The organism is Methylobacter tundripaludum, from assembly GCF_002934365.1.
Lineage (GTDB): Bacteria > Pseudomonadota > Gammaproteobacteria > Methylococcales > Methylomonadaceae > Methylobacter_A > Methylobacter_A tundripaludum_A.
In genome coordinates, this window is record NZ_PTIY01000008.1 from 55,905 (window position 1) to 81,009 (window position 25,105).

26 protein-coding genes are annotated in these 25,105 nt (G+C 50.3%); 12 read left to right on the forward strand and 14 right to left on the reverse strand.

Annotated features, from left to right (window positions below):
* From B0F88_RS10930 to B0F88_RS10955, 6 genes are all read left to right on the forward strand, one after another.
* Positions 1 to 2,640: an MMPL family transporter gene (locus B0F88_RS10930; RefSeq protein WP_258076626.1), complete on the forward strand. Its 2,640-nt coding sequence runs from the start codon at positions 1 to 3 to the stop codon at positions 2,638 to 2,640.
* Between the two features lie 16 nt (positions 2,641 to 2,656).
* Positions 2,657 to 4,048: an aspartate aminotransferase family protein gene (locus tag B0F88_RS10935; RefSeq protein WP_104423974.1), complete on the forward strand. Its 1,392-nt coding sequence runs from the start codon at positions 2,657 to 2,659 to the stop codon at positions 4,046 to 4,048.
* 13 nt (positions 4,049 to 4,061) lie between these two features.
* Positions 4,062 to 4,418, forward strand: coding sequence for a copper resistance CopC family protein (locus tag B0F88_RS10940; protein ID WP_104423975.1), 357 nt, complete (start codon positions 4,062 to 4,064; stop codon positions 4,416 to 4,418).
* A gap of 12 nt (positions 4,419 to 4,430) precedes the next feature.
* Complete coding sequence (locus tag B0F88_RS10945) at positions 4,431 to 6,068, forward strand: copper resistance D family protein (RefSeq protein WP_104423976.1); 1,638 nt, start codon at positions 4,431 to 4,433, stop codon at positions 6,066 to 6,068.
* 1 nt (position 6,069) lies between these two features.
* On the forward strand, positions 6,070 to 7,932 hold the full coding sequence (dxs, locus tag B0F88_RS10950) for a 1-deoxy-D-xylulose-5-phosphate synthase (protein ID WP_104423977.1): 1,863 nt from the start codon (positions 6,070 to 6,072) through the stop codon (positions 7,930 to 7,932).
* Positions 7,933 to 8,143: 211 nt separating this feature from the next.
* On the forward strand, positions 8,144 to 8,458 hold the full coding sequence (locus B0F88_RS10955; RefSeq protein WP_104423978.1) for a hypothetical protein: 315 nt from the start codon (positions 8,144 to 8,146) through the stop codon (positions 8,456 to 8,458).
* Positions 8,459 to 8,524: 66 nt separating this feature from the next.
* On the opposite strand, the gene B0F88_RS10960 is transcribed toward B0F88_RS10955, so the two are convergent.
* The 5 genes from B0F88_RS10960 to ygfZ all read right to left on the reverse strand — a co-directional run bounded on the left by B0F88_RS10960 (position 8,525) and on the right by ygfZ (position 12,288).
* Positions 8,525 to 8,869: a DUF4870 family protein gene (locus B0F88_RS10960; RefSeq protein WP_104423979.1), complete on the reverse strand. Its 345-nt coding sequence runs from the start codon at positions 8,867 to 8,869 to the stop codon at positions 8,525 to 8,527.
* A gap of 17 nt (positions 8,870 to 8,886) precedes the next feature.
* Positions 8,887 to 9,987 (reverse strand): AI-2E family transporter, encoded by a 1,101-nt coding sequence (locus tag B0F88_RS10965; protein ID WP_104423980.1) that lies wholly within the window; start codon positions 9,985 to 9,987, stop codon positions 8,887 to 8,889.
* Between the two features lie 146 nt (positions 9,988 to 10,133).
* The gene (locus tag B0F88_RS10970) at positions 10,134 to 11,120 is read right to left on the reverse strand and encodes a COX15/CtaA family protein (RefSeq protein ID WP_104423981.1); all 987 of its coding nucleotides are present in this window, start codon (positions 11,118 to 11,120) and stop codon (positions 10,134 to 10,136) included.
* 14 nt (positions 11,121 to 11,134) lie between these two features.
* A complete protein-coding gene (locus B0F88_RS19365; protein ID WP_181049885.1) occupies positions 11,135 to 11,293 on the reverse strand; it encodes a hypothetical protein in 159 nt (52 codons plus the stop codon).
* Between the two features lie 32 nt (positions 11,294 to 11,325).
* Positions 11,326 to 12,288, reverse strand: coding sequence for a CAF17-like 4Fe-4S cluster assembly/insertion protein YgfZ (ygfZ, locus tag B0F88_RS10975; RefSeq protein WP_104423982.1), 963 nt, complete (start codon positions 12,286 to 12,288; stop codon positions 11,326 to 11,328).
* 134 nt (positions 12,289 to 12,422) lie between these two features.
* Between ygfZ and B0F88_RS10980 the strand changes: the two genes are divergently transcribed.
* Positions 12,423 to 12,842, forward strand: coding sequence for a protein YgfX (locus B0F88_RS10980; RefSeq protein WP_104424085.1), 420 nt, complete (start codon positions 12,423 to 12,425; stop codon positions 12,840 to 12,842).
* Positions 12,843 to 12,860: 18 nt separating this feature from the next.
* On the opposite strand, the gene parC is transcribed toward B0F88_RS10980, so the two are convergent.
* The 4 genes from parC to B0F88_RS11000 all read right to left on the reverse strand — a co-directional run bounded on the left by parC (position 12,861) and on the right by B0F88_RS11000 (position 16,027).
* The gene (parC, locus tag B0F88_RS10985) at positions 12,861 to 15,092 is read right to left on the reverse strand and encodes a DNA topoisomerase IV subunit A (RefSeq protein ID WP_104423983.1); all 2,232 of its coding nucleotides are present in this window, start codon (positions 15,090 to 15,092) and stop codon (positions 12,861 to 12,863) included.
* A gap of 144 nt (positions 15,093 to 15,236) precedes the next feature.
* Entirely contained in the window at positions 15,237 to 15,584 is a 348-nt protein-coding gene (locus tag B0F88_RS10990; protein WP_104423984.1) for a DUF5615 family PIN-like protein, read from the reverse strand.
* A complete protein-coding gene (locus tag B0F88_RS10995) occupies positions 15,581 to 15,808 on the reverse strand; it encodes a DUF433 domain-containing protein (RefSeq protein WP_258076627.1) in 228 nt (75 codons plus the stop codon). The genes B0F88_RS10990 and B0F88_RS10995 overlap by 4 nt, the downstream gene beginning before the upstream one ends.
* Before the next feature lie 21 nt (positions 15,809 to 15,829).
* Positions 15,830 to 16,027, reverse strand: a complete 198-nt coding sequence (locus tag B0F88_RS11000; protein WP_181049886.1) for a hypothetical protein — start codon at positions 16,025 to 16,027, stop codon at positions 15,830 to 15,832.
* A 193-nt stretch (positions 16,028 to 16,220) separates the two neighbouring features.
* On the opposite strand from B0F88_RS11000, the gene B0F88_RS11005 reads away from it, so the two are divergent.
* The gene (locus tag B0F88_RS11005) at positions 16,221 to 16,475 is read left to right on the forward strand and encodes a hypothetical protein (protein WP_104423986.1); all 255 of its coding nucleotides are present in this window, start codon (positions 16,221 to 16,223) and stop codon (positions 16,473 to 16,475) included.
* A gap of 36 nt (positions 16,476 to 16,511) precedes the next feature.
* Here the strand turns inward: B0F88_RS11005 and folP are convergent, their stop codons facing one another.
* On the reverse strand, positions 16,512 to 17,330 hold the full coding sequence (gene folP, locus B0F88_RS11010; RefSeq protein ID WP_104423987.1) for a dihydropteroate synthase: 819 nt from the start codon (positions 17,328 to 17,330) through the stop codon (positions 16,512 to 16,514).
* 80 nt (positions 17,331 to 17,410) lie between these two features.
* Between folP and B0F88_RS11015 the strand changes: the two genes are divergently transcribed.
* Genes B0F88_RS11015 through B0F88_RS19850 form a run of 4 tightly spaced genes read left to right on the forward strand, consistent with a single transcriptional unit; the run spans position 17,411 to position 21,022 of the window.
* Positions 17,411 to 17,947: a flavoprotein gene (locus tag B0F88_RS11015; protein ID WP_104423988.1), complete on the forward strand. Its 537-nt coding sequence runs from the start codon at positions 17,411 to 17,413 to the stop codon at positions 17,945 to 17,947.
* Positions 17,944 to 19,383 (forward strand): DUF6513 domain-containing protein, encoded by a 1,440-nt coding sequence (locus B0F88_RS11020; protein ID WP_104423989.1) that lies wholly within the window; start codon positions 17,944 to 17,946, stop codon positions 19,381 to 19,383. The genes B0F88_RS11015 and B0F88_RS11020 overlap by 4 nt, the downstream gene beginning before the upstream one ends.
* Positions 19,383 to 19,985, forward strand: coding sequence for a DUF447 domain-containing protein (locus tag B0F88_RS11025; RefSeq protein ID WP_104423990.1), 603 nt, complete (start codon positions 19,383 to 19,385; stop codon positions 19,983 to 19,985). Before B0F88_RS11020 ends, B0F88_RS11025 begins: the two co-directional genes overlap by 1 nt.
* Entirely contained in the window at positions 19,982 to 21,022 is a 1,041-nt protein-coding gene (locus B0F88_RS19850; protein ID WP_181049887.1) for a (5-formylfuran-3-yl)methyl phosphate synthase, read from the forward strand. The genes B0F88_RS11025 and B0F88_RS19850 overlap by 4 nt, the downstream gene beginning before the upstream one ends.
* Before the next feature lie 195 nt (positions 21,023 to 21,217).
* Here the strand turns inward: B0F88_RS19850 and B0F88_RS11035 are convergent, their stop codons facing one another.
* The 4 genes from B0F88_RS11035 to B0F88_RS11055 all read right to left on the reverse strand — a co-directional run bounded on the left by B0F88_RS11035 (position 21,218) and on the right by B0F88_RS11055 (position 24,816).
* Complete coding sequence (locus B0F88_RS11035) at positions 21,218 to 22,486, reverse strand: MFS transporter (RefSeq protein ID WP_258076628.1); 1,269 nt, start codon at positions 22,484 to 22,486, stop codon at positions 21,218 to 21,220.
* A 260-nt stretch (positions 22,487 to 22,746) separates the two neighbouring features.
* Positions 22,747 to 23,559, reverse strand: a complete 813-nt coding sequence (locus tag B0F88_RS11040) for a DODA-type extradiol aromatic ring-opening family dioxygenase (protein WP_104423992.1) — start codon at positions 23,557 to 23,559, stop codon at positions 22,747 to 22,749.
* A gap of 299 nt (positions 23,560 to 23,858) precedes the next feature.
* Positions 23,859 to 24,095, reverse strand: coding sequence for an ATP-dependent metallopeptidase FtsH/Yme1/Tma family protein (locus tag B0F88_RS11045; RefSeq protein ID WP_104423993.1), 237 nt, complete (start codon positions 24,093 to 24,095; stop codon positions 23,859 to 23,861).
* Positions 24,096 to 24,438: 343 nt separating this feature from the next.
* Positions 24,439 to 24,816: a hypothetical protein gene (locus B0F88_RS11055; protein ID WP_104423994.1), complete on the reverse strand. Its 378-nt coding sequence runs from the start codon at positions 24,814 to 24,816 to the stop codon at positions 24,439 to 24,441.
* Between the last annotated feature and the right edge of the window lie 289 nt (positions 24,817 to 25,105).

Sequence of the window (25,105 nt, forward strand, 5' to 3'; positions counted from 1 at the left end):
ATGTCATCCTTTTTCAACACCCTTATTGGCTGGTGCGAACGGCAAATCATGCGCTGCCCTTGGACGCTGTTATTGTTGTCGCTATTGCTCTGCGGCGCCACGTTCGTTTACACCCTTAAAAACCTGGAAATTAACACCAACACCGCTGAAATGCTGTCCCCCGACTTGCCTTTCCAGCAGAACCAGGCGCATTTGAATCAGGCATTCCCCGAGGATGCCAATACCATTATTTTTGTGGTTCAGGCCGAAACGCCGGAAGAAACGGCTCAAGCCGCCGCCAAGCTCGCCGAGCAATTAAATAAAGCAAACGATCGCTTTGATTCCGCCTACATCCCCACGGACAATGCTTTTTTCAGGCAACAAGCCCTGCTCTATCTCAATCAAAACGATCTGGATAAACTGGCTAAAAAACTCACCGACGCCCAGCCTTTCATCGGCCACCTTGCTCAGAATTATCACCTTGAAGGCCTGTTCGGCATTATCGGTCAAGCGCTTAACCGGCATGACAACGCCTTGCCTATGGACTTGAATCCGATACTCGTCGCTATCGACGATATTCTGAAAAACCAGTTAAACGGCACGTCGCACTATGTGTCCTGGCAAAACATACTGGCTGAAAACAAGCCGAATACCGACGATTACAAGGATGCAGGCGCGCAAACAAAATTTAACCGGAGCATCGTCATCGCCAAGCCTAAAATGCATTTTAATGAAATGCTGCCCGCCGATGTCGCGCTCTCGGCAGCGCGTGAAATCAGTCACGGCATCATGGCCGAAAATCCATCGCTCAGCATCCGCATAACCGGCGAAACCGCCCTGGAACACGAAGAACTTGAAAGCGTGACCAAAGGCGCGGCTTTCTCCGGCATGTTGTCGCTGATTTTAGTCTGCGCAGTCCAATGGATAGGTTTGCGTTCAATAAGATTACTGGTTACGACCTATGTCGTTCTGGTCATGGGCTTGATATTCACCGCCGGATTCGCCGCCGTCACCGTCGGGCATTTAAATGTCATTTCCATCACCTTCGCCAGTTTATATATCGGACTGGGGGTCGATTACGCGATCCATATCTGCCTTCATTACCGAGAAGGCAAGGCGGACGGTCTGTCAAACAGCGAAGCCATCCTGATCAGCATCCGCGATGTCGGCTCTTCCTTGTTTTTATGCGCCCTGGCCACTGCGATCGGTTTTTTTGCGTTCATCCCGACCGATTATGCCGGCGTATCCGAGTTAGGCGTTATTTCAGGCGGCGGGATCTTTATCGGCCTGATTATTTCGCTGACCGTGTTACCGGCCATATTCTGCGTTTTTCCGGTCAATAATGTAAAACCGATACGTTCGCCGTTAACCCCGGCCTTTATCATCACGTTTCCGTTCCGCTTTTCGACCGGTATCAAAATCGTATCCATATTGCTGGGCATCGGCGCCTGTTTCGTATTGGCCGATTTCACCTTTGATTACGACCCTATCAACCTGAGAGATCCAAACAGCGAATCGGTCGTGACCATTAAAGAACTGCTGAAATCAAAAACCGAATCCCCCTTCGCGCTGACCGCGCTGGCAAACAACCTTGAAGACGCCGGCAAAATCACCGCCCGACTGGAACAGCAGCCGTCGGTACATGAAGCTATCACCTTGGCGAGTTTTGTCGCCAAAGACCAGGACGATAAGCTGACAACTATTGAAGATTTGAATCTGATGCTGGGCGGTCAAATTAAAAACTTCGACAGCACTCTCAATACCGCGAACCACAACCAGCAAGCCGCATTGATTAAATTCAATGAAGCGCTGAAAAAAGCCATTGTTGAAAAGTCCCCTCATGCGCCGCAACAAACCTTGCAGCAATTGCAGCAGCGCGTTGACGCATTCGTGAATCAGGCAGACAGCACGCCTATTCCTGCCGACAGTTATGTACAGTTGGAAAAAAACATTCTAGGCCTGCTGCCGTTCACCATCGAACGCCTCCGAACCAGCTTGACCCCAGTACCGTTTGGAATGGACGACCTGCCGCGGGAGATAACATCGCACTGGGTCAGCTCCACCGGCCTTTACAGAATCCTGATCACGCCTGAAAAAGATCAAAACGTACCGGAGAATCTAAAAGAATTTGTCAGCCAAGTGCAGGCTATTGATAACACCGTTTCCGGCCTGCCGATTTTTAATCAGGCCGGGGGCGTTATCGTGGTTAATGCTTTTGTTAAAGCATTTAGCGGCGCTTTCATTGCCATTGTGATGTTATTATTGCTGATGTACAGAAACGTCAGAAAGACCCTGCTGGTTATCATGCCGTTATTGCTTGCCGCTTTACTGACCAGCGCAAGTAATGTGCTGCTGGATAATCCTTTCAATTTCGCCAATATTATCGCCCTGCCCTTGCTGTTGGGCATGGGCATCGACAGCAGCATCCTTATCATGCACAGGCACCATTCCAGTGAATGTGAAGATGAAAATTTGCTGCAAAGCAGCACCACCCGAGGCATTATTTTCAGCTCCATAACGACCTTATGCAGCTTTTCCAGCTTGGCCTTCACCGCTCACCGGGGAATGGCCAGCATGGGCTTAGTATTAGCCATAGGCCTTACTTTCACAGTGATGTGTTCTTTAATAGTCCTGCCAGCTTTCAGCGGCAAAAGAATTTAATTTTTTGAGGTATCTAATGTCATTCAGTATCGCCGAACTTTTTGCGCAACATAGCACTGATAAATTTGATCTGCACGAACAGCATCTCAATAATCAAATGGTCAGAATGCTAAAAACCATCGGCTATGACCGCCATTACAAAAGAGCTGTCGGTCAATATCTCTATGACCAGGAAGGCACGGAGTATCTGGACTTGCTAAGCGGCTTCGGCGTGTTTGCGATCGGCCGGAATCATCCGACCGTCATCAGCGCGTTAACAGAAACCTTGACGCTGGAACTGCCCAATCTGGTGCAAATGGATGTCTCCATACTCAGCGGCCTACTGGCTAAGGAAATTCTAAAAACTACGCCGGATAATCTGGACAAGATGTTTTTCTGCAATTCCGGCACCGAATCCGTAGAAGCGGCGATCAAATTTGCCCGCTACACCACCAAGCGTGAAAAAATCGTGTTTTGCGAGCACGGCTATCACGGCTTGACGATGGGAGCTTTGTCATTAAACGGCGAAGAGATTTTCCGTGAAGGTTTCGGCCCCCTGCTGCCCGCTTGCAGCGCAGTTCCTTTCAACGATCTTGAGGCATTGGAAAAAGCATTGAGCAACAAAGACGTTGCCGCTTTTGTGGTCGAGCCGATTCAAGGTAAAGGCGTCAACCTGCCGGATGACAATTACTTACCGGAAGTCGAGCGCTTATGTAAAAAATACGGCACTTTGTTTGTGGCCGATGAAGTTCAGACTGGTTTGGGCCGCACTGGCGCATTCTGGGCGATCGACCACTGGAACGTTAAACCGGATATGATCTGCATGGCCAAAGCCCTGTCCGGCGGCTTTGTCCCCGTCGGCGCAGTCGCGATGACGCATAAAATCATGGATAGCGTTTTTAACCGCATGGACCGGGCTATTGTTCACGGTTCCACCTTTTCCAAAAACAATATGGCGATGGCGGCAGGACTTGCCACGTTGCGTGTGATGGAAGACGAGAAGCTGGTGGAAAACAGCATGAAAGTCGGCACGGACATCATCGACAGCCTGAACGCGATGACCGGGAAATATGAGTTCCTCAAAGAAGCGCGCGGCAAGGGCATGATGATTGCGATTGAATTCCAGTCACCCAAAAGCCTGAAACTGAAGGCGGCCTGGGCGATGTTGGAAGCGGCCAACAAAGGCTTGTTCTGTCAAATGGTCACCATTCCTTTATTTAAGGAGCACCACATATTGACGCAGGTTGCAGGACACGGCATGAACGTGGTCAAGCTGTTGCCGCCGTTAAACTTAACGCAAAAAGACCGTGACACTATTGTTACTTCATTTGATAAAGCCATTGCCGACACGCATCAAATCCCAGGCTCGATCTGGGATTTAGGTAAAAATCTGGCCGGTCATGCCCTGAAAGGCAAAAAAGGCAACTAAGTAGGAAAGAGTCATGAAAAAAATCATTTCGCTGTGTTTATTATCGTTAACATTGGGCCAATCTCACGGGATCTTCGCCCACGCGGTTATCACGGATTATTCATTAAAAATCACGCCCATTCACGCCAACCGGCCGGACAAAGTGGAGCTTAGTTTTAACTCCAAGATCGAGTTGGGACTGTCTCAGGTTTTTCTGGTCAGTAAAGGCGATAAGCACGAATTACTGCAAGTATCCAACGGCAGCAAACAAGGCCAAATTATTATTCATATTCCGGCGTTGGGATCCGGTGATTATGCGCTCAGGTTCAAAGTCTTTGCTGCCGATGGTCATTTAACTGAAGACGTCATCCATTTTTCCGTTTCACAATAGGTTTTTTTTACAATGGCCGGCATAGCTGATTTTCTTGATTCTCTTATAGGCGGATTTGACCTGATTTGCTTCGCACTGGCAATCGGCAGCCTGTTTTGGGGACTTTTTGTTTTACGTCCATGGAATAATGGCGATGGATATAACGCGGTATTGCTGCAAAGAACCATTACCCTATTGTACAAAGGCGGTTTTTGGCTGGCTGCGGCTCAAATTTTCAAGATCATTCTTAAAATATGGTTAATGGCCGCGGTACTTGAACGATGGCCGTTTCCTGAGTTCGCCAGCACTACGCAATTCATAGGCGGCCTAGTTCGCGCAGTACTGACGGTGTTTTTGGCGGGTTACTGTTATCAATACCTCAGCAAAAATCCTTTTTCCAAACGGCACTGGATAACCGCCAGCATCGTAGCCTTGCCGATGATTATTTCCGGCGCTTGGCTGGTGCATGGCGCCGGGCGTTTTGAAAACCAGTTCATCTTGATGTCGCTGACGGTCGTCCATCAACTGGCCGCAGCAGCCTGGATCGGCGGCGTTTTTCAGTTGGTCAATATTTGGCTGTTACGCAGCAGTAAACAGGTTCCGGCCGAATTATGGCCTGTATTGCTTAAGCGTTTCTCCACTTTCGGCATAGCCTCGGTTGCGATGATCCTGATCTCGGGTCTGCCTATTGCATTACAATACATCGACACCTGGAACGGCCTGATCGGTACCGGCTACGGCAATTTATTGATGGTAAAAATCACTTTAATGGCTATCGCTTTGGGATTTGCCTGGTTAAATCGGTCCGCCATCTTGGCATTCGGCTTTTCCGGCGACCATCACGCATTAAACAACCGCGTGCCTTATTATATTGAAGCGGAAACCTTTGTTTTGGTCACCTTGTTGTTTACCGCCGCCAGTCTGGCTTCCCAGCCTCCGGCTATCGACATTCCGACATTGACGGCGAGCTGGCAGGAAGTCCTGAATACTTTTAACCCGCAAATCCCGCAAACAAGCTCGCCAACGCATACCGATTTGATTGCAGGTGAAGCCGGGCGCGTTGCGATTGTCGGCCAAGTGCCTTCCCTGGCCGCAACCGAATGGTCTAACTACAACCATAACATTTCCGGCATTTTCCTGACCGTGATGAGCTTCTTTGCGATGCTGTCTTACGTCAACAAATCCGGATTTGAGCGGTTAAAATACTGGCCGTTGGGCTTTGTCGGACTGGGCATCTTCCTGTTTTTCCGTAGCGATGCGGAAACTTGGCCCTTAGGTCCGATAGGCTTCTGGGAAAGCACTTTTAATAACGGCGAAGTGTTGCAGCACCGGATTGCGACCTTGCTGGTGTTTGTACTCGGCATTATGGAGCTGAGCGCCCGGATAACCAAGACCCCGGACAGCAAACTACCTTTCGTATTTCCGTTGCTGGCGGCTTTTGGCGGCTTAATGCTGCTGACCCACTCGCATGTCGGCTTTCAACCCAAAAGTGCTTTCCTTATCCAGGTCGGCCATACCATGATGGGAATTTTTTCCTTAATCTTGGCAACCGGCCGTTGGCTGGAGTTAAAATTGGACAGACCGGGCAAGGAAATTGCCGGTTTTATTTCTGTTGCCGCCATGTTCCAGATTGGCCTCATCCTGATGTTCTATCGCGAACCTCTTTATTAATATGAATACATTACATAACTACCCATTGCTCAAAGACATCAACACCCCAGCCGATCTGCGCAAGCTGTCGAAAAGCCAGCTTAAGCCTTTGGCAAAAGAACTGCGCGAGTATTTAACCCATACCGTGAGCATTTCCGGCGGCCACTTTTCCGCCGGCTTGGGTACGGTTGAATTAACGATAGCCCTGCATTACGTGTTCGATACGCCGTCCGATCAGCTGGTTTGGGACGTCGGCCATCAGGCTTACCCGCACAAGATCCTGACCGGACGCAAAGACCGGATGACCACCATTCGTACCAAGGACGGGGTATCTGCATTCCCTAATCGGGCGGAGAGCGAATACGATGCATTCGGCGTCGGCCACTCCAGCACCTCGATCAGCGCGGCCTTGGGCATGGCGATTGCGTCCGAGTTAAAAGGCGAAGACAAGAAAATGGTCGCGATCATCGGCGACGGCAGCATCACCGGCGGCATGGCGTTTGAGGCGATGAACCACGCCGGCGCCCTGGACGCCAACCTGCTGGTGATCCTGAACGATAATGATATGTCGATCTCGCCGCCGGTCGGCGCGATGAACAATTACCTGACCAAAATCTTGTCCAGCAAGTTTTATTCTTCAATGCGCGAAGGCAGCAAAAAAGCCCTGAGCAGCATGCCCAGCGTCTGGGAACTGGCGCGGCGCACCGAAGAACACATGAAGGGCATGGTCGTTCCGGGTACCCTGTTTGAGGAGCTGGGCTTTAACTATATCGGCCCGATCGACGGACATGACATCGACATGCTGGTGTCCACCCTGGAAAACCTGAAGCATATTACCGGACCGCGCTTTTTGCATATCGTGACCCAAAAAGGCAAGGGTTATGCGCCTGCCGAAAAGGATCCGCTAGCTTATCACGGCGTACCGGCTTTCGATCCCAGCAAAGATTGCCTGCCCAAATCAGCGCCTTCCCCGCACCCGACTTACACCGAAGTATTCGGCGAATGGCTCTGCGATATGGCGGCAAAAGACGAGCGCTTATTGGGCATTACTCCGGCCATGCGCGAAGGTTCCGGGCTGGTCAAGTTTTCAGAATGCTACCCAAAACGTTATTTCGATGTCGCGATTGCCGAACAACACGCTGTAACGCTGGCCGCAGGACAAGCTTGCCAGGGCGCTAAACCCGTCGTGGCGATTTATTCGACGTTCCTGCAACGGGCTTACGACCAGATGATTCACGATGTCGCGATCCAGAACCTGGACGTATTGTTCGCCCTGGATCGAGCAGGCCTAGTCGGCCCCGACGGCCCGACCCATGCCGGCAGTTTCGATTACACCTACATGCGCTGCATTCCCAATATGCTGGTCATGGCGCCTGCCGATGAGAACGAATGCCGGCAAATGCTCTACACCGGTTTTATGCATGAAGGCCCCGCCTCCGTCCGTTATCCGCGCGGCAAAGGCCCCGGCGTTGCGGTCGACAAAACCATGACCGCATTGCCGATAGGCAAAGCCGAAGTTCGTCATCAAGGCAGCCGCATTGCCTTCCTGGCCTGGGGCAGCATGGTAACCCCGGCTATGGAAGCGGGCAAACAGATGGGAGCCACCGTCGTCAACATGCGCTTCGTCAAACCTATCGATGAGCAACTGGTGCTTGAATTAGCCAAAAGCCACGATGTGCTGATCACCGTCGAAGAAAACGTACTCGCCGGCGGCGCAGGCAGCGCCGTCAATGACTTCCTGCAAGCCCAACAAATCCTGATGCCGGTGCTGAATATCGGCCTGCCGGACAGCTTTGTCGAGCAAGGAACCCGAGAGGAATTACTGGCGCTATGCGGCCTGGATATACAGGGAATTCTTGATAAAGCTAAGAAATTTTGTGCTTAAGGGTGCTGTCCCGCCAAAGTCATAAAAATGTTGGGCAACGAAAAGCAGTTGCCCAACCTGTCCGGCTCGAGATTGAAAATCTCCGAGCAGCATAGATGATGGCGGGTTTTCTGACTTTTATCCTGAAAGCAAATTATCGTTTGACATATAGACTCTTGCAGCGTAATTTTTTGGACAATTCCACTTGATTACAATCTCTGGCGGCCAAAATATGAATTTTACAAAATTAATCTTGTCGGCAGCGGTCTATACCGCAAGCTCAATGACTTCGGCAATAGCGGTTGCAGAGACTGATCCTGCGACATTTCAAGCGGATAAAGAACGCCATATAGCAAGCATTCTGGAAAGAATCAGAATTGATCAAAAAGATCTAAGCTGCGTGCAAGCCGCCGAAGACCATGCGGCTTTACAGGCCTGTGTTGAGACCGTTAAACAAGATAACTCCGCTTCAGAGCCGAAAGCAGAAGCTCCGCAAAACGCCGATAAAAAAGCACCTAAGGCCGTGAAAAACAACAAACAGAAGTAACTTCAGTTTCTTGGAAACAATCCATACATTCGAGAGACGGCGATCGGCGTATCCCTCTTGAATGCCTTAGTCAGTGTACATTGGCTTACCGTCATTCAGCCGCAACCAGCCTTTCACTATACGGTAAATAACCCAAATACCGTTAGCGACAAGCACAAACCACCCGACAATGAACACCATCGTGATTGTCCCCAGCACACCCCACAGCACCCCGAACCAGAAGGTTCTGATTTGCCACCGAAAATGGCTATCCAGGAATGTTCCTGCCACGTCGTCCTTCTTGACATAATTCATCACGATTGCAACGATGGCTGTGACACCGACAAAGTAAGACGCCGCGTACAGCGCGTAAATGACTGTGGTAAGCGTTTTTGCCGATTCTTCGTTCTCAGGGGATTCTATGTTGTTCATTGTCGTTTTCGCTTCTTTTAATAATTTGCATCCAGCCCTTTATCCCCGAGCCGCGGCCAGGCGGTCAGCACCGCCTTGACCACGGTCGCTAACGGAATAGCTAAAAATACCCCCCAAAAACCCCACAAACCGCCAAAAAACAAAATGGCGATAATAATTGCAACAGCGTGTAAATTAACCGCCTCGGAAAACAATATCGGCACCAGCACAACGCCGTCGAGCATCTGGATAATCGAGTAGGCAATGACAACGTACATAAATTCATCGCCGCCAAATCCCCACTGAAAATAAGCGACGCCCAAAACAGGGAACGTAACCAGCGTTGCGCCAATGTAAGGAATAATGACCTGCAAGCCCATAAAAACAGCCAGCAGCATCGCGTAATTCAGGCCCATCGTCGCGTAAGTCGCATAACTGACAGCCCAGAGAATAAAAACCTCGCCGAATTTGCCGCGCACATAATTGCCGATCTGGACATCGATCTCTTCCCAAACGCGCACCGTCAAATGCCTGTCCCTAGGCATAAACTGCAAAAACCAGGCTACCAACATCTGCTTATCTTTTAAAAAGAAAAAGACCATCATCGGCACCAGGAACAGATAAATCATGACGCTGACCAAACCCACAACCGATGCCGCTGAATGTGACAATATATTTTGCCCGTAAGTTAGCAACTCCCGCTGTACGGCAAACATCATTTGTTGAACTTTGCTTTCTGAAATCAATTTCGGATACATTTCCGGCAAGCGCATGATTCCGGTTTGCGCCCTGTTCAGGATCTCCGGGACCTGCTGAACAAGCTCGACGGCCTGTTGCGAAACGATCGGTATCAAATAAAACAATAAAAAAACCAAACCGGCCATAAACACTGAAAATACCAGATACACCGCCGGCAGGCGCGCTATCTTCATGCTTTCAGCCTTGCTCACCACGCCTTCCAACAGATAGGCCAGCACGATCGATACAAAAACAGGCATTAATAAGCCTGACAGCGAATAAATCAGCACAAAACTGACAATCAGGATGATTGCCAGCGCAACGGCTTGGGAGTTTGGTAAGAAACGTTTAAAGAAGTCCCTAAAAAAAAGCAGATTTGCAGATAGTTCTTGAGTTGCCATTGGTAACCGGAGTTTTTATTTTTATTTGCGCCATTTTACATTCAACACGGCTGTTAAACGAAACTATAGCGTCATTCCTACATAGCGGTAACGAGCTGCGCGCAAGGCAATACCCGTCTAAACGGCCGCAAGCATATCGAAGTCCGTTAAGACTGGTTTTTTGACAACGGCGCCGAGGCGTAATTCAGGCAAGTGTAAAGAAAGAACTGGGCGCCGAAAATGAGGTTCGCCATCAACAGGTGTATCGGCTGAGCGACCGGCGGCATGCCCAGTCTATCCAGGCTGATGCCTGCAATAATGGCCGCAACCACTAAAACAGACAAAGACAGGCCGATTCGCCGCAACAGGCTTTTCTTGTCGAAAGACCGGACAATCTTCCAGGCCAGCCAAAGGTTGGTGAATAAAATAATCGAGGAGAACGATCGGTGTATATAAAAGATGACCGGGAAATCGTCACGCCAGTATTGCCGCTCGATATAAGCATGATTATGAGAGATAAAATCGACCGCTTCCCTGACCTGAGTCCCCATAGCCACTTGCACCAAAGTCATAATCATTGCCGCGATCAACACGGTTTTAAATTTGTCCGGCAGCGCCCGAATATCAATTTGGGCGATCACGTCCCGTTGCGAACGGGCAATCGTATAAATAAGCAATGCGACTATAAACAAAGCCAGCAGCATATGTAAGGTGATCATCAACGGCTTGAGATTGCTCGCCACCACCGACGAGCCAAGCCAGCCTTGAAAACCGACCAGAAAAAACACGCTGACCGCCAAATAAAAAATGGTCTTGTCCGTTTTGAGATAGATGCGCGACGACCAGGCGGTCAAAAAAATCAGGAATCCAATCGTCACTCCAACCAAGCGATTGGTGTATTCGGTCCAGGTTTTGACCGGGTTGAACTCGGTGTTCTGATAACCGCGCCCGGCATAAATTTCATGATAATTGGCAGGTAATTGCGACTCATCGGTAGGCGGCACCCATTGTCCGAAGCAGGTCGGCCAGTCGGGGCAGCCCATGCCCGCACCGGAAGCCCTTACGATCCCTCCGACAAGAATCACAAAATAGACGGCAAAAATGGTTATGGTGCCCAATCGGCGAAAACGTGCGGCGGCTTCAGTATTCATCATAGTTTTAAATATTCTTAGGAAAACAGGCTTCGGGCAATTTCCATCTCATCCAAAATAACTTCAATTTCCAGTATTTCAGTGTCGGCGGAAAAGCCGGGCTTGGCAAATGAAAGATTCGCATCAAGTTTGGCTTGAACATGATCGAGGAAGTCCTGGGCGGAAGTAAATTGCATTGTTATTACCTTGTCGAATAATACCAATTAAATCATGCGCTTAATAAAATTATTTCATCCCGACGAGGATTTTCCAACCTGAGATTATAAGTATGGGTCTCGGAAACTTGCAGAACAATCAGCATCTTGCAGCTATTCGGCCCATTCTGGGCATACAGCACCTTACCTATGCTTTGTCCGCTGTCGTCGATGATTGTTGAATTAGGCTCAGGAGCTGCCGAGACGTCGCATTCGGCCAGAAACATTTCCCTTTTTGTCTTGCCCAAATAATGAGTCCGGGCAACAATTTCCTGGCCGGTATAACAGCCTTTATTGAAACTAATGCCGCCCAGTTTATCCAGGTTAAGCATCTGCGGAATAAACTCTTCCGATGTTTCCGCAGTAAGCCACGGAACCCCTGAGATAATATCGAGATAGCGCCATTGCGCCGAACTCTCAGGCTGGAAACCTTGTTTAAGCTGTTCCGCCCAAAGAGCTTGGGCGTTATCGGCCTCGGCGATAACCAGACGTCGATCCTGAAAGTCAACCACGATATTTTCCTGCCGAGTTGTCGCGAAGCGGTGTTCGGGCGCATCGCCAGATTGCAGGCTCAAGCCGATTAAACACAAATCATCCGAGCTGTCCGTTAAAACTACATCCGACCGCAGCACATACATCTGTAGTCTTTTTTTGACCGCCGCCAATAATTCTTTAGGCAAAATCATCAAAAAAGCATCGGCGTTTTTAACCAGTAAAAAAGTGGTAATCGCCCTGCCCTTGGGATTGCACATTGCCCCCAGGCTGCTTTGCGTGTCCGTAATGTCGTTAATATTGCAGGTGATCTGCCCCTGCAAGAATTTTTCCGCATCTTTTCCTGCAATCGTCAAAACGCCCAGATACGAAACCGGATAAATACGCTTATCACCTCCATGCCTGGACGATGGAAAAACGATGTCGGTATCGTTGTCAAATATTGCATGTTCAGCAAGCAGAAAGTTTTTCCAATTAGGATTCATCAATATACAAAACAATAGATTTTAAAGTGCGTTGATTATATCGCTGTTTGAACAAAGACAAAAAACCGGTGTAATCTTGCTTTGCATTGAAATACGCCTATTATCAAGCGGCAATAACACAGGAGCGGCCGAACTTGCCAAAGAAAACCGAACCCACACTGCGGGTGGAACTTAAACCATCCGTGCGGTTAAAACAGCTGCTGGTCGTGATGCATGCGCTGGCATTGGCCTCAAGCATCGCCAATGCGTTACCGATTGCCGTCAAATTGGCCCTGTTGACCGGCATTTGCGTACATCTTCGGTTTATTTTCAAACGCGTAAAAAACCAACGGTACAACATCAAACAGTCCGAGACATTCGGCTGGGAGCTCTCCGTCGGCAACGACTTTGAACAGATTCAAATTCTGGATTCAACCGTCATCACCACCTTCGCTATATTTCTGCATTTTAACCGCGATGCAAAAAAGCGGTCCGTGCTGATAATGAACGATGTGTTAAGCGAGGATGATTACCGGCGTCTTATCGTCAGGCTGAAAACGTCCGATAAAAAGTAAGCTCCAATAAACCGCAAATCACTCGGACTCCAAGCCGTCAACCCGCTGAAAGCCTCTGGGCAACGCCAATCCCCGTTTGGCGCGGCTGCCGGAATAATGCTCAATATCCGCACCCTTAAGCGTTAACTGCCGTTTACCGGCAATGATTCTCAACTGGCCGTTTTCAGGCAGCGCCACCGCAGCGACCACGTAATCTTTTCCGCCGGTCAGATCGGCGCTCGGAATTTGAATCAGCTTATTGCCTTTGCCTTTCGCCAGCGCAGGCAGCTCGGCCACCGGAAAAATCAGCAGGCGGCCTTGCAAGGTCACCACCGCGAGCGAATCGGATTCGTTATGTATCGGCGCGGGTTTTAACACCTTGGCGCCATCCGGCAGCGTGATCAGCAATTTACCGGCCTTGTTCTTGCTCAACAATTCTTTCAACTGAACCCTGAAGCCGTAACCGAAATGGCTGGCAAGCACATACCAATCGTCAGGCTGACCTGCCAGCAGATGCAAAAATAACGAACCCGGCGGCGGATTCAGTCGTCCCGTCAACGGTTCGCCCTGAGTCCTGGCCGACGGCAGATCGTGCGTGGCAGTGCTGTAAGCCCGGCCGGTGGAGTCGAGGATATAAACCGGTTGCGTGGTCCGGCACTTGACCGCATCCAGGAAGCCGTCGCCGGAGCGGTAGCTCAGGCTGGCGACATCGATGTCATGGCCCTTTGCGGCCCTGATCCAACCCTTTTCCGACAGGATGACGGTTAGCGGCTCGTTGCTTATCAACGCCGTTGTTTCCAGCGCCTGCGCCGCATCCCTGGCGACAATCGGCGAGCGGCGGTCGTCGCCGTATTTTTCCGCATCGCGCTCCAATTCTTTCCTGATCAGGCGATTCAGCAAGCGCGGCGAACCCAGGGTTTTTTCCAGCGCGGCGCGCTCCAGCTCCAGCTCATCCTGCTCGCCGCGAATCTTTATCTCTTCAAGCTTGGCCAGATGCCGTAACTTCAATTCCAGTATCGCTTCGGCCTGAATGTCGGTGATACCGAAGCGCTCCATCAGCACCGGCTTGGGATGGTCTTCATTGCGGATAATCGCGATGACTTCGTCGATATTCAGGTAGGCAATCAGCAAGCCGTCCAGGATATGCAGCCGCGCCAACACCTTATCCAGCCGGTATTGCAGACGTCTGCGCACCGTCTCGGTACGGAACGCCAGCCATTCGACCAGGATGTCACGGAGCCCTTTAACCTTGGGCCGCCCGTCCAGGCCGATCATGTTCATGTTAACGCGATAGCTTTTTTCCAGATCGGTCGTCGCGAACAGATGCGACATCACCTCGTCCGCATCGACCCGTTTCGAGCGTGGAATCACCAGCAGGCGGGTCGGATTCTCGTGATCCGATTCGTCCCGCAAATCTTCAATCATCGGCAGCTTTTTCGCCAGCATTTGCGCGGCTATCTGTTCCAGCAATTTAGCCCCCGAAACCTGATGCGGCAGTGCGGTGATCACGATATTGCCGTCTTCCTGCTCGTATTTGGCACGCATTTTGATCGAACCGCCGCCACTGATGTACATTTTTTGTATCTCGTCGGCCGGGGTAATGATTTCCGCATCGGTCGGGTAATCCGGGCCTTTGATATGGGTGAACAGCGATTCCAGCGTACTGTCCGGGTCGTCCAACAACTGGATGCAGGCATTGGCGACTTCGCGCAGATTATGCGGCGGTATATCGGTCGCCATGCCGACCGCGATGCCCATCGTGCCGTTCAACAATATATTCGGCAACCGCGCAGGCAACAGCACCGGTTCTTTTAAGGTGGCGTCGAAATTGTCCGCCCATTCGACCGTACCCTGCCCCAATTCGCTGAGCAAGGTTTGCGCATAGGCGGTCAGGCGCGATTCGGTGTAACGCATCGCGGCAAAGGATTTGGGATCGTCAGGGGAACCCCAGTTGCCCTGCCCGTCAACCAGCGGATAACGGTAAGAAAAGTCCTGCGCCATCAGCACCATCGCTTCATAGCAGGCGGAATCGCCGTGCGGGTGATATTTACCCAGCACGTCGCCGACGGTTCTGGCCGATTTCTTAAACTTGGCCGCCGAGGTCAAGCCCAATTCGGACATCGCATAAACGATACGCCGCTGCACCGGTTTTAAGCCGTCGGCAATATTCGGCAAAGCCCGGTCCAAAATCACATACATGGAATAATCCAGATAGGCTTTTTCGGTAAAATCCTTTAACGGCAGTTGTTCAAAATTTCCCTGCATGATCATAAATTCAAGCCATCCTTGGATAAATCCACGCGCAAGGCGCGAGTCCTCTCCAGGCTTTCCTGACGCATTCGTTTGCGCAGTTGAGCCGATTCATAACATCTTTTTCCACATCGTTATCCAATTGTCATATCAAAACTTCAATATTTAAGTCTTTTCAAGGTCGGCTATTTCAACAATCGCTTCACCCGATACCAGTAATTCCAGTGCCCGAGGAAACACCTGAGTCAAAAGATTTTGCAAGCGACGGTTGGTCACATTGCCGCAAGTCACCCAAAGCAGTTGCGGAGGCGTACCCAAACGCAACACCATCTCGACGAAATCACTGTCTTTGCTGATGAGCACGATACCTTGCTGACGCGCTTTTTGAAAAATCCGTTCATCTTCGGCATCGCGTAACTGCAAGTCACGTAAAGCATAGGCTTCTACCTTAAACGTCTGGCTAAGCCAGCTAGCCAATTGCGGCGGCAGTTGTGCATCAATCCAAAAAATCACGCTGCCAACCGTTCCAAATTCACCCGACGCGCAGCATACAGCAGGCAAGCCTGAATGTCTTGCAGCTCTAAATCGGGAAAATCTTGCAAAATCTCCTCGGTACTGACGCCTTCACCCAACATTTGCAAAATATCGCTAACCCGAATTCTCATATTACGAACACAAGGTTTGCCCCCGCATTGAAGCGGATTATAGGTAATTCTTGCCTCTAGGTTCATACTCATGACACCTCTTAATTAACTTGTTTACAACTCATCGCTCAAAACCGCTTCACGACTTGGTACCTTAGCCAACAAACCTTGAAAAGCCTGCTTATCGGCCCGTTGCGCGCGTTGCCGTAAATAATCTTCCGTTGCAAGAGCCGAGACCTTTTCAGCAACCGCACTGGCAATAAGCCGATTGAGGCCGGTAATTATAAATCTTAAAAATTTATCTTTATTCATATAATTTAAATTTTAAACAACCCACGCCAAGGAACGGGGCAAAAAACATCGCTAACGCTGACTGACCTGTAGTCTTTTGATGGCATCAAGAAGTAGTTGCGGTAAAACCACGATGCGGCTAGCATGCTGGATACCAGCCTCAAATATCTGGTGGTATTTCATTTTTCTTTCAATTAGTTACCGGGAGATTATCATGCCAAACCAAGACGAACATCCAAACCAACCCTTGTCCTCAACCGATTCAGACGATATTGCAGAAAATGTTGCAGGCAACATTAAAACGCTGTTGTTATTTATCGGCGGCCTGGCGTTAGTTTTATCCATTCTTGTATTATTGCCGATGTTTCTTACCTATCTATCTGAAGGCGATTATCGCGCTCCGTCAGAGACTCACCCAACAGACACCGCCGCCAAAAGCAGTCAAAATACCTATACACCTGATAAATAAGAAATGGACAAGGGTGGGCAAAAAAGCCCGCCCACCCTATCTGCTCTGTTTAATGGCCCAGGCCACATCGACCGCCTGCCGGTTTTCCTTGACATCATGCACCCGAAACATCTGTACGCCCGCCATCACGCCTAAAGCCGTGGTCACGGCGGTGGCGGTAACCAGTTCAGAGGGCTCGGTCACATCGCAAATCGTCCCCATAAAGCGCTTGCGGCTGGTACCCAGCAACACCGGGAAACCCGTTGCCACGAACCTGTCAAGATGCGCCAGCAGATCGAGATTATCCTGCTTGCGTTTGCCGAAACCTATGCCCGGATCGATCGCAATCGCTTGTTGTTTAACGCCTGCTTTTAATGCCGCATCGATGCTTTCATTCAGCACATCGAGCACTTCCTGAACCACATTTTGATAATGCGGATTGTCCTGCATGGTTTTTGGGTCTCCCTTGCTGTGCATCAAAATAATCGGCGCACCGGTTTGGGCTGCCAGCGTCAGGATTGCTGCATCCTCCCTGCCCCCGGCAACATCGTTGATTATATCGGCTCCGGCATCCAGCGCCGCTTTGGCGACCTCGCTTAATGTCGTATCGATGCTGATCAGAACATCGTAGGCTTGTTGCCTGATCGCTTTAATCACCGGAACGACCCGCGAAATCTGTTCAGCAGCCGCAACCCTTTCAGCGCCGGGGCGGGTTGACTCTCCACCAATATCGATAATATCCACGCCTTCGGCCAGCATCAGCTCAACCTGCCGCATCGCGGCATCGAGTCCCGAGTATTTGCCGCCATCGGAAAAACTGTCCGGGGTTATATTTAAAATCCCCATAATTAATGGCTTGTTGATATTACTGAACATTCCCTAAAAGCTCCTGTGCGCAAGATCGATGTTTTGATTCATGTATAATAACCAAATGTTTTCGACCCTGATTGAATTTAATGCCTAAATCACGATTAGCCTGGGCCATTACCGGCTCCGGCCATTACATAGAAGAATGCCTGGACTTCCTGCTGACGCTGGATGAAGTTGATCTGTATCTGAGTCAGGCCGGTGAAGAGGTGTTAAAAATGTATGGCGTCAATCTCGATGACGTTCGAAAAAAAATGCCGGTGTACCGCGATAAAGCCGCCTCAGCGCCGCCGGTCGGGCATTTTTACAAGGGCCATTACCATACCTTTGTGATGGCGCCGACCACGTCGAACACGGTAGCAAAATGCGTGCTGGGCATTGCCGACTCCTTGGTGACCAATCTTTACTCCCAAGCCGGAAAATGCAAGGTTCCGAGCATTGTCTACCCCTGCGATATAGCGCCGGAAATGGAAACCACCGCGCCGGGCGGCAAAGTCATGGTTTATCCGCGTAAAATCGATCTGGAAGGCACGGCCAAATTGCGCACCTTTGAATACACGAGCGTCGTTGAAAGCGTCGATGAATTGATCGTCAAAGTCAAAGAACGGCTACAATCGTTAACATGAGCGAACATATCCTCTTTCTTACCGGCAAACTGGCGGAAAAGCAGCTGCGTAGCATCCTCGAAAAAATGCAGCCGAAATTCACCTATACCGTGCATCAGCTGGGGCTTAAAGTCGCGGCGTTGATGACCGCAGACATGATAGGCCGCCGCTTGACCGACACTTTCGGCGCCGACCGCATACTGGTGCCCGGACGCTGCCGCGGCGATCTGGAAGCCTTGTCCAAAGACTTAGGCATGCCGATTGAGCGCGGCCCGGACGAACTGAAAGACTTGCCGATGTTTTTCGGCCACGCCGCACACAAGATTGATTTAAACAACTACAACGTCAAAATCTTCGCCGAAATCGTCGATGCGCCCAATGTCAGCGTCGAAGAGGTGGTCAAACGCGCCTATTACTACAAGCACAATGGCGCTGACGTGATCGACATAGGCTGTCTGCCGAGCACCGATTTTCCGCACATGGAAGACATCATCCGCACCTTGAAACAGGAAGGCTTTACCGTCAGCATCGATTCGTTGGAGTCGGACGACTTGCTCAGGGGCGGCAAGGCGGGCGCGGACTACATGCTCAGCTTGCACGAAAGCACGTTATGGGTTGCCGACGAAGTCGCGGCGACGCCGATTTTAATCCCGGAAAAACATGAAGACTTGGCTTCGCTGGACCGGGCTATAAAAATCATGCAGGCAAAAAACCGGGACTTTATCGTCGACCCGATTTTAGACCCGCTGCACTTCGGCTTCACGCAATCCATCGTGCGCTATCACGAGGTCAGGAAGAAGCATCCCGATATTGAAATGATGCTCGGCGTCGGCAATATCACCGAACTGACCCATGCCGATACCGTAGGCATGAATGCGTTGCTGCTGGGCATCTGCTCGGAACTCAACATCAACAGCATTCTGGCGACCGAAGTCAGCAAGCATGCCTGCCGGGCGGTCAAGGAAGCCGATCTGGCCCGCCGCATCATGTTTGCGGCGAAAGAGCATAACATGCTGCCCAAACATATCGATCCGGGTTTAATGGCCTTGCATGAAACCTCGCCCTTCCCTTACAGTCTGGATGAAATCAAGGAACTGGCCGGGCAAATCAAAGACCCCAGTTACCGCGTACAAATCAGCACCGAAGGCGTACATATTTTTAACCGAGACGGATTGCACAGCGCCACCGATCCATTCGACCTGTTTCCAAAACTGCATGTCGAAAACGACGGCGGCCACGCTTTTTACCTGGGCGTTGAACTGGCCCGCGCCGAAATAGCCTGGCAGTTAGGCAAACGCTACACCCAGGATCAAGCACTGCAATGGGGCTGCGCAACCGACACCTCAGAATCCACCGTCGACCTGCACACCTTTAAACCGGCCGGAACCACTTTCGCCGCGCCCGCTCCCGGCGGGCCTGCGGCATACACACCATCCCTGGCGATAAAAAAGCACTAATGATTCAAGAAACCATAGTCACCACCCAAAACAGTTCAGGCGTGGCGCATATTGCGCCTATGGGCATACATTTATCCGCTGAAGCGCAAGACGAATTCATCATCCTGCCGTTCCGCCCTTCAACCACGCTCAATAACCTGCTGGACAGCAAAACCGCAGTTATCAATTATTGCGACGACGTGCGGGTATTTGCCGGCTGCCTGACCGGGCGGCGCGACTGGCAGTTAAAACCGGCGAAGAAAATCAACGGTCAAGTGCTGGCCTGCACATTGGCCCATACCGAAGTCGAACTGGTTCGCGTCGAAGACGACGAGACCCGGCCCAAATTATTCTGTAAAGCCGTGCATACCGTTAATCATGCGCCCTTTAAAGGCTTTAACCGCGCCCAGTATTCGGTGCTGGAAGCGGCGATTTTAATCAGCCGATTAAACATGCTTCCGCTGGAAAAAATACAAGCTGAAATCGACTATCTGCGCATCGGCCTGGAAAAAACAGCCGGGGACCGGGAGCTGGAAGCCTGGGGTTGGTTGATGTCTGTCATTGAAAACCATACAGTAAACCAAGCGAAAACGGCTGAGGCAAAAACCGGAGTTAAGCCATGACCGGAATGCTCGCCAGCGTCAACAGCGTAGAAGAAGCCTTGCAGGCGCTAAGCGCGAACGTCGATATTATCGACCTGAAACAACCGGCTTTAGGCGCTTTGGGCGCGCTGGAAACAGACCTGGTCAAAACCATTGTTGATGAAATCGATGGCCGTTGTCCCGTCAGCGCAACCGTTGGCGACCTGCCGATGCAGCCGGAGCTTGTCTACCGGGCAGTCGAGGCGATGGCCGAAACCGGCGTCGATTATGTCAAAATCGGTTTTTTCCCCGGCGGCGACTGGCAGGGAACGATTGAAAAACTCGCTACGTTGCCGCAAACGCTGAACTTAATCGCCGTATTATTCGCCGATACCCAACCGGATTTAGCCGTGGTAGACTCGCTCGCCGATGCCGGTTTCAAAGGCGTCATGCTCGACACCATGAACAAGGGCAACGGTTCTTTAACCCAGGTCATGGCGAAAACCGGCATAGCCCGATTTGCCGGTCTGGCAAAAGACCGGCAACTGCTCTGCGGACTGGCCGGTTCGCTCAGACTGGACGATATAGCCGCACTGATGCCCCACCAGCCTGATTACCTGGGTTTCAGGGGCGCATTATGTCAGGAACACAACAGGACAGCGCAATTAAGCAGGTCGTCAATCATGCAGATAAAACAAGCTATAGATACTCAGAACCTGCTCCAGGCAGAAAACCGCATTTTAATTGCCGATGACAGTGAAATAAACCGGCTGATATTGGGCAACATGCTTGAACTGAGCGGCTACACCGTAGACGCCGCCGCCGACGGCGCCGAAGCGTTGCAATTTATCAGCGAAAACCGCTATCAAATGGCGCTGATCGATCTCAGCATGCCGGTCATGTCGGGACTGGAGATGATAAAAATCCTCAGAAGCCGACATAACCCGCTAAAAGTCGCCGCCATCAGCACGTTTGCCGACAGCAACCAAAAGACCGAAGCGTTGGCCGCCGGATTCGATTACTGCTTAACCAGACCTATCGATGAAGAACAATTGGTTGCGCTGATAAATCTACGCTAGGAGTCTGTCGGATAGATATTGTTCCGATCTCTCGGGTGGATATTATTAGAGTGTATTGATTTCGAAATATTTATCAAAATGGTTTTTTAACGTCATCAAACGGCCTTTTCCTATAACCAGCGGAATAACATTCATATCAATTCGCTAAATTAGACAGACTCCCAGGCGTTTTTTTGCAACGCATGATCAACAGGATCAATGCAGTTGGTGAAGCTCCAACCGGCGCAGTTTCGGCGCCAGTTTTGCCGTCGCGGCAACTACAGTCAAGGTCATCACTCCGCCGAACACTACCGACGGCGCCAGCCCCATCAGGCGCGCAGCAATACCCGATTCAAAAGCTCCCAGCTCGTTGGATGAGCCGATAAAGATGCCGTTGATAGCGGAAACCCTGCCACGCATGGCATCGGGCGTCGCCAGTTGCATAATGGTCGTGCGCATAACCACGGAGACTCCGTCGCAAACACCGGAAAGTATCAACGCCAGCCCGGCAACCCAGAAGTTTGTTGATATGGCAAAGAAAATCATGCAGAAGCCGAACCCTGCCACAGCTGTCAGCAGCCAACGCCCGGCGTGCAGGTTGATCGGATGGCGGGCTAGCACTAGCCCGGTTACCACGGCGCCGACGGCCGGCGCGGCGCGAAGAATCCCGAGCCCCTCGGGACCGTAATGAAAGATGTCGTGAATGAACGCAGGCAGCATGGAAACCGCGCCCCCGAACAGCACGGCGAACATGTCCAGCGACTGCGCGCCCAAGATGATCTGGTTGCTGAACACGAAACGCAATCCTTCGGCGATGCTGGTGAAAATAGGTGCGCTGGCCGCTGCGGGAGGTTCCTCGACACGCAGTGACAGCAACGCCACTGCGGCAACCAGACACAGGCCGGCTGCAACGCCGTAAGCGGCAGTCTTGCCTGCCCATCCGACCAGGATGCCACCTATCGCAGGCCCGACCACGAGTCCAAACTGGAACACGGCACTGCCGATTCCCGAGGCCCTGGCATAGTGTTCGCGCTGTAAAACCAAGGCGAACATCGCGCTATACGACGGACCGATAAACGCGCGCGCCACTCCGGTAAAGGCGATAGAGCCGTAGATCCACAACGCAGGATTGCCGCCTATCCAACCTGCCGCCACTGCTGTCAGTGTCAACGCGGTCAGAAACAGCATCAAGCAGGCGAACACACCGAACATGCGCCGAGAATGGTGATCTACCGCATAACCGGCAAACAACGCGCAACAGAAGTAGGGAACGACCTCAGCCAATCCGACCAGACCCAGGGCCAGTGTGTCATGCGTCAGCTCGTAAATATGCCAACCCACCACGATCGCCATTATTTGGTAGGCGAGGACGATTATGACGCGAAAAGATAACAGCTTGAGAAAAGGATTGGGTTTAACAAAAAATTGCATGAATGTCTGATGATTAATAGCGGCTTGCCTGCCCAAGCAAAGCAACGGAGTCAAAATAAGTTCTGAGTGTACTATTTCTAGGAGAGAGCGATTTGGCACACCCGCGAACCCTTAGGAACGTGCATGAAATAACTTGAGCAAGTTTTATTTTTCATTTTTTAACCATGAAGGACATGAAGCGGCATGAAAGGTTTAAGTCTTCATGTCCTTCATGCTCTTCATGGTAATTGCCTAAATTAATTTATGCACGATCCTTAGTTTAACGGTATCTCCCCCCAAATAGTTTTTTATGTTTTGTTTTGAATAAAATCGTTTTACCAAAGATAAGCACTCGCCATTTTTCCCATTATTTCAAACTCGAATACTCTTTTTGCCGCAGTGCCGGCGACGCCATAGCAAACGTGTAAGGGCAGTAAGTGCTCAGCTCTTGGATGGCAGAATCTTGCGGCCGGGGCGCTATCCCAGTTTTTCAACCGGTGTTCCCGCTCCGCTTCAGTCAACTGACTGTTAGAGCAGGTATCAATCAGCCATTGCTCGAAGGACTCATTCATAGATCGGGCTTCTTTTGTCGATGGCGCAAAAAATTCCTTGAGATTATGGAATGAAAACCCGGAACCAATAACAAGAATGTTCTCTTGTCTCAAATCAGCTAAGGCCTTGCCAATCTGGATATGCTCTTCGGGCTGCAAGCTATCGACCAGAGACAATTGGACACAGGGGATATTTGCATTGGGATACATAAGCTTTAATGGCACAAATAAACCATGATCAAAACCTCGCCGGTTGTCTAACTTTGCGTCAATACCGGCTTTTTCCAACAGATTAAAAATCTTATTCGCCAGCTCAGGCGAGCCCGGTGCAGAATACTCGATTTCATAGGATTCTTTGGGAAACCCATAATAATCGTATATCAATGCAGGAGATGCCCCGCTGGTAATGGTTGGCTTCCCCTCTTCCCAATGCGCGCTAATGACTAAAATAGCGCGGGGCTTTGCAAGTGTTCGAGTAATCTCCCTAATAATATTGATCATGTTCCGGTGGCCTTTATCTCCAAGCAAGGGTAAAGGTCCTCCTCCATGAGAAAGGTACACAACAGAACTGGGTAAACTATTTGATTCGCTGTTCATGATTGCTTGGCCAATGTGCGTATTACTGTGATCGCCCCGTGTTACCAGATGATACTTGTGTAACCTGATGCAAGTAAGCGTCTCAAATCCACGATGAGGGCGGTCTGGAAAGTCGGCGACGAATCGTTACAACGCGCGAGCAGGCGCGTCGTACTCCTTAATAACGATAACAGTAACCTGTTACCGTTGTTTATTTATATTCTGATATGGGGCTTTAACCAAAGGTTTATTCCTTGACGGCTTCAACGGCAATGGTAAGGGTAACTTCGACAGGCTCAGGACGAACGGAATCAATATGTTCAGCACTTCCTTAGATAACGGCTAGCCAATTCCGGGTTCAGGACAAAACCAGCGGTCCGCTGCCTGGGGGCTGATGTTCGTTCTGTAACCGCGTTGTTACGCACCGCCTCGATAAATTCCGAATAGGGAATCTCGTTTTGCTGATTGTATGCAAAAGAAGTGGCATTAAACGCCGCAAACATCGTAATGCCGATCACAACCAGTATGAACAACAGAGGGATTAATAATTTTTTCATGGGCGTCGCCTCTTAAGGCAAAGGGCAAAAATGCGCTGATTCGATGTTTGGTTTTTTTCGCCTTTCAAGACGGAGGTTAGCCTCGTATTCGTCGCCACCGACCGTGGTATAAAAAAGACCCGCATCACCGATTCGCCACTTGGCGAACGAATCTACAATCACGTTATTTCGGAGGTAAGAAACGCTCGGACTTGGTGTCCAAGGTCAGCACACGCGCATCAAATGCACTGACTTTATTGATGATGAGAGTCTTAAAAAAATGGAGTCCCGGTGTAAAGTCGCAGGCAACCATTTCCCCGAGACAATAAAGGATGGCTTTACGGCCATCCTTTATTTAGAGCGATTAGTGGTTAGCCGCGTAGAGCTGTTTGATTTCTTTATACCGGTTTAAGGCATCAGCCAAAGACTCTTTCGCCGCTTGCGGCTCATTGTTCGACAAAGCCGTGCGCGCTTGCTTCAACACATTGCTGGCTTGATTGCGTTTTAAATCAAGTACGTTATTGGCAATATCTTTTTGCAATTGGCGGGCATCGGTGACCATATCGATAACCGCTTCGTTGCTAGCTCCAGTGTCCAGAGCGGCTTTAGCCTCTTCCACTTTCGCCAGCGTATTGTCGATAGCCGCCCTAACGTCTTCATACGAAGGATTCGCTACCGCAAAAGCGGTTGATGTCATTGCAGTCATAACAATAGTAGCCAGGATTTTTTTCAATGTGTTCATGGGGGTAAACCTCATAGTTGATAAACAGAATATTGATACTTAACGATTCATGAACTTTGCTGTAAGAAAGATTCGAGTCCTTCGCTAGGTATGGTTATAGTCTAGCAGATTTAGTCCTGATTAGAACTATTATTTGTTCTAATCAGGACTAATTTTTTATGGGACCTGTTTTTCCAGTCGGCAACCCCACTCGCACTTGTCGATATAACTGTTATTTATCAAAGTATTATACTCGCATGCATACAAAATTAAGCAGTCCCTGACTACGCTCGCCTGAAGCTGCATCGTC

Excerpts from the sequence above, each read along its gene's own strand:
- ygfZ (WP_104423982.1), bottom strand. The coding sequence starts at position 12,288 with ATGAATCCTAATTGGAAAAACTTTCTGCTTGCTGAACATGCAATATTT.
- B0F88_RS10960 (WP_104423979.1), bottom strand. The coding sequence starts at position 8,869 with ATGAACAACATAGAATCCCCTGAGAACGAAGAATCGGCAAAAACGCTT.
- folP (WP_104423987.1), bottom strand. The coding sequence starts at position 17,330 with ATGTTCAGTAATATCAACAAGCCATTAATTATGGGGATTTTAAATATA.
- B0F88_RS10930 (WP_258076626.1), top strand. The coding sequence starts at position 1 with ATGTCATCCTTTTTCAACACCCTTATTGGCTGGTGCGAACGGCAAATC.
- B0F88_RS11045 (WP_104423993.1), bottom strand. The coding sequence starts at position 24,095 with ATGAAAAAATTATTAATCCCTCTGTTGTTCATACTGGTTGTGATCGGC.
- B0F88_RS11025 (WP_104423990.1), top strand. The coding sequence starts at position 19,383 with ATGATTCAAGAAACCATAGTCACCACCCAAAACAGTTCAGGCGTGGCG.
- B0F88_RS19850 (WP_181049887.1), top strand. The coding sequence starts at position 19,982 with ATGACCGGAATGCTCGCCAGCGTCAACAGCGTAGAAGAAGCCTTGCAG.
- B0F88_RS10935 (WP_104423974.1), top strand. The coding sequence starts at position 2,657 with ATGTCATTCAGTATCGCCGAACTTTTTGCGCAACATAGCACTGATAAA.
- B0F88_RS11000 (WP_181049886.1), bottom strand. The coding sequence starts at position 16,027 with ATGAATAAAGATAAATTTTTAAGATTTATAATTACCGGCCTCAATCGG.
- B0F88_RS11055 (WP_104423994.1), bottom strand. The coding sequence starts at position 24,816 with ATGAACACATTGAAAAAAATCCTGGCTACTATTGTTATGACTGCAATG.
- B0F88_RS10965 (WP_104423980.1), bottom strand. The coding sequence starts at position 9,987 with ATGGCAACTCAAGAACTATCTGCAAATCTGCTTTTTTTTAGGGACTTC.
- B0F88_RS10955 (WP_104423978.1), top strand. The coding sequence starts at position 8,144 with ATGAATTTTACAAAATTAATCTTGTCGGCAGCGGTCTATACCGCAAGC.
- B0F88_RS19365 (WP_181049885.1), bottom strand. The coding sequence starts at position 11,293 with ATGCAATTTACTTCCGCCCAGGACTTCCTCGATCATGTTCAAGCCAAA.
- B0F88_RS10995 (WP_258076627.1), bottom strand. The coding sequence starts at position 15,808 with ATGAGTATGAACCTAGAGGCAAGAATTACCTATAATCCGCTTCAATGC.
- B0F88_RS11015 (WP_104423988.1), top strand. The coding sequence starts at position 17,411 with ATGCCTAAATCACGATTAGCCTGGGCCATTACCGGCTCCGGCCATTAC.
- B0F88_RS10940 (WP_104423975.1), top strand. The coding sequence starts at position 4,062 with ATGAAAAAAATCATTTCGCTGTGTTTATTATCGTTAACATTGGGCCAA.
- B0F88_RS10945 (WP_104423976.1), top strand. The coding sequence starts at position 4,431 with ATGGCCGGCATAGCTGATTTTCTTGATTCTCTTATAGGCGGATTTGAC.
- B0F88_RS11005 (WP_104423986.1), top strand. The coding sequence starts at position 16,221 with ATGCCAAACCAAGACGAACATCCAAACCAACCCTTGTCCTCAACCGAT.
- dxs (WP_104423977.1), top strand. The coding sequence starts at position 6,070 with ATGAATACATTACATAACTACCCATTGCTCAAAGACATCAACACCCCA.
- B0F88_RS11020 (WP_104423989.1), top strand. The coding sequence starts at position 17,944 with ATGAGCGAACATATCCTCTTTCTTACCGGCAAACTGGCGGAAAAGCAG.
- B0F88_RS10970 (WP_104423981.1), bottom strand. The coding sequence starts at position 11,120 with ATGATGAATACTGAAGCCGCCGCACGTTTTCGCCGATTGGGCACCATA.
- parC (WP_104423983.1), bottom strand. The coding sequence starts at position 15,092 with ATGATCATGCAGGGAAATTTTGAACAACTGCCGTTAAAGGATTTTACC.
- B0F88_RS11040 (WP_104423992.1), bottom strand. The coding sequence starts at position 23,559 with ATGAACAGCGAATCAAATAGTTTACCCAGTTCTGTTGTGTACCTTTCT.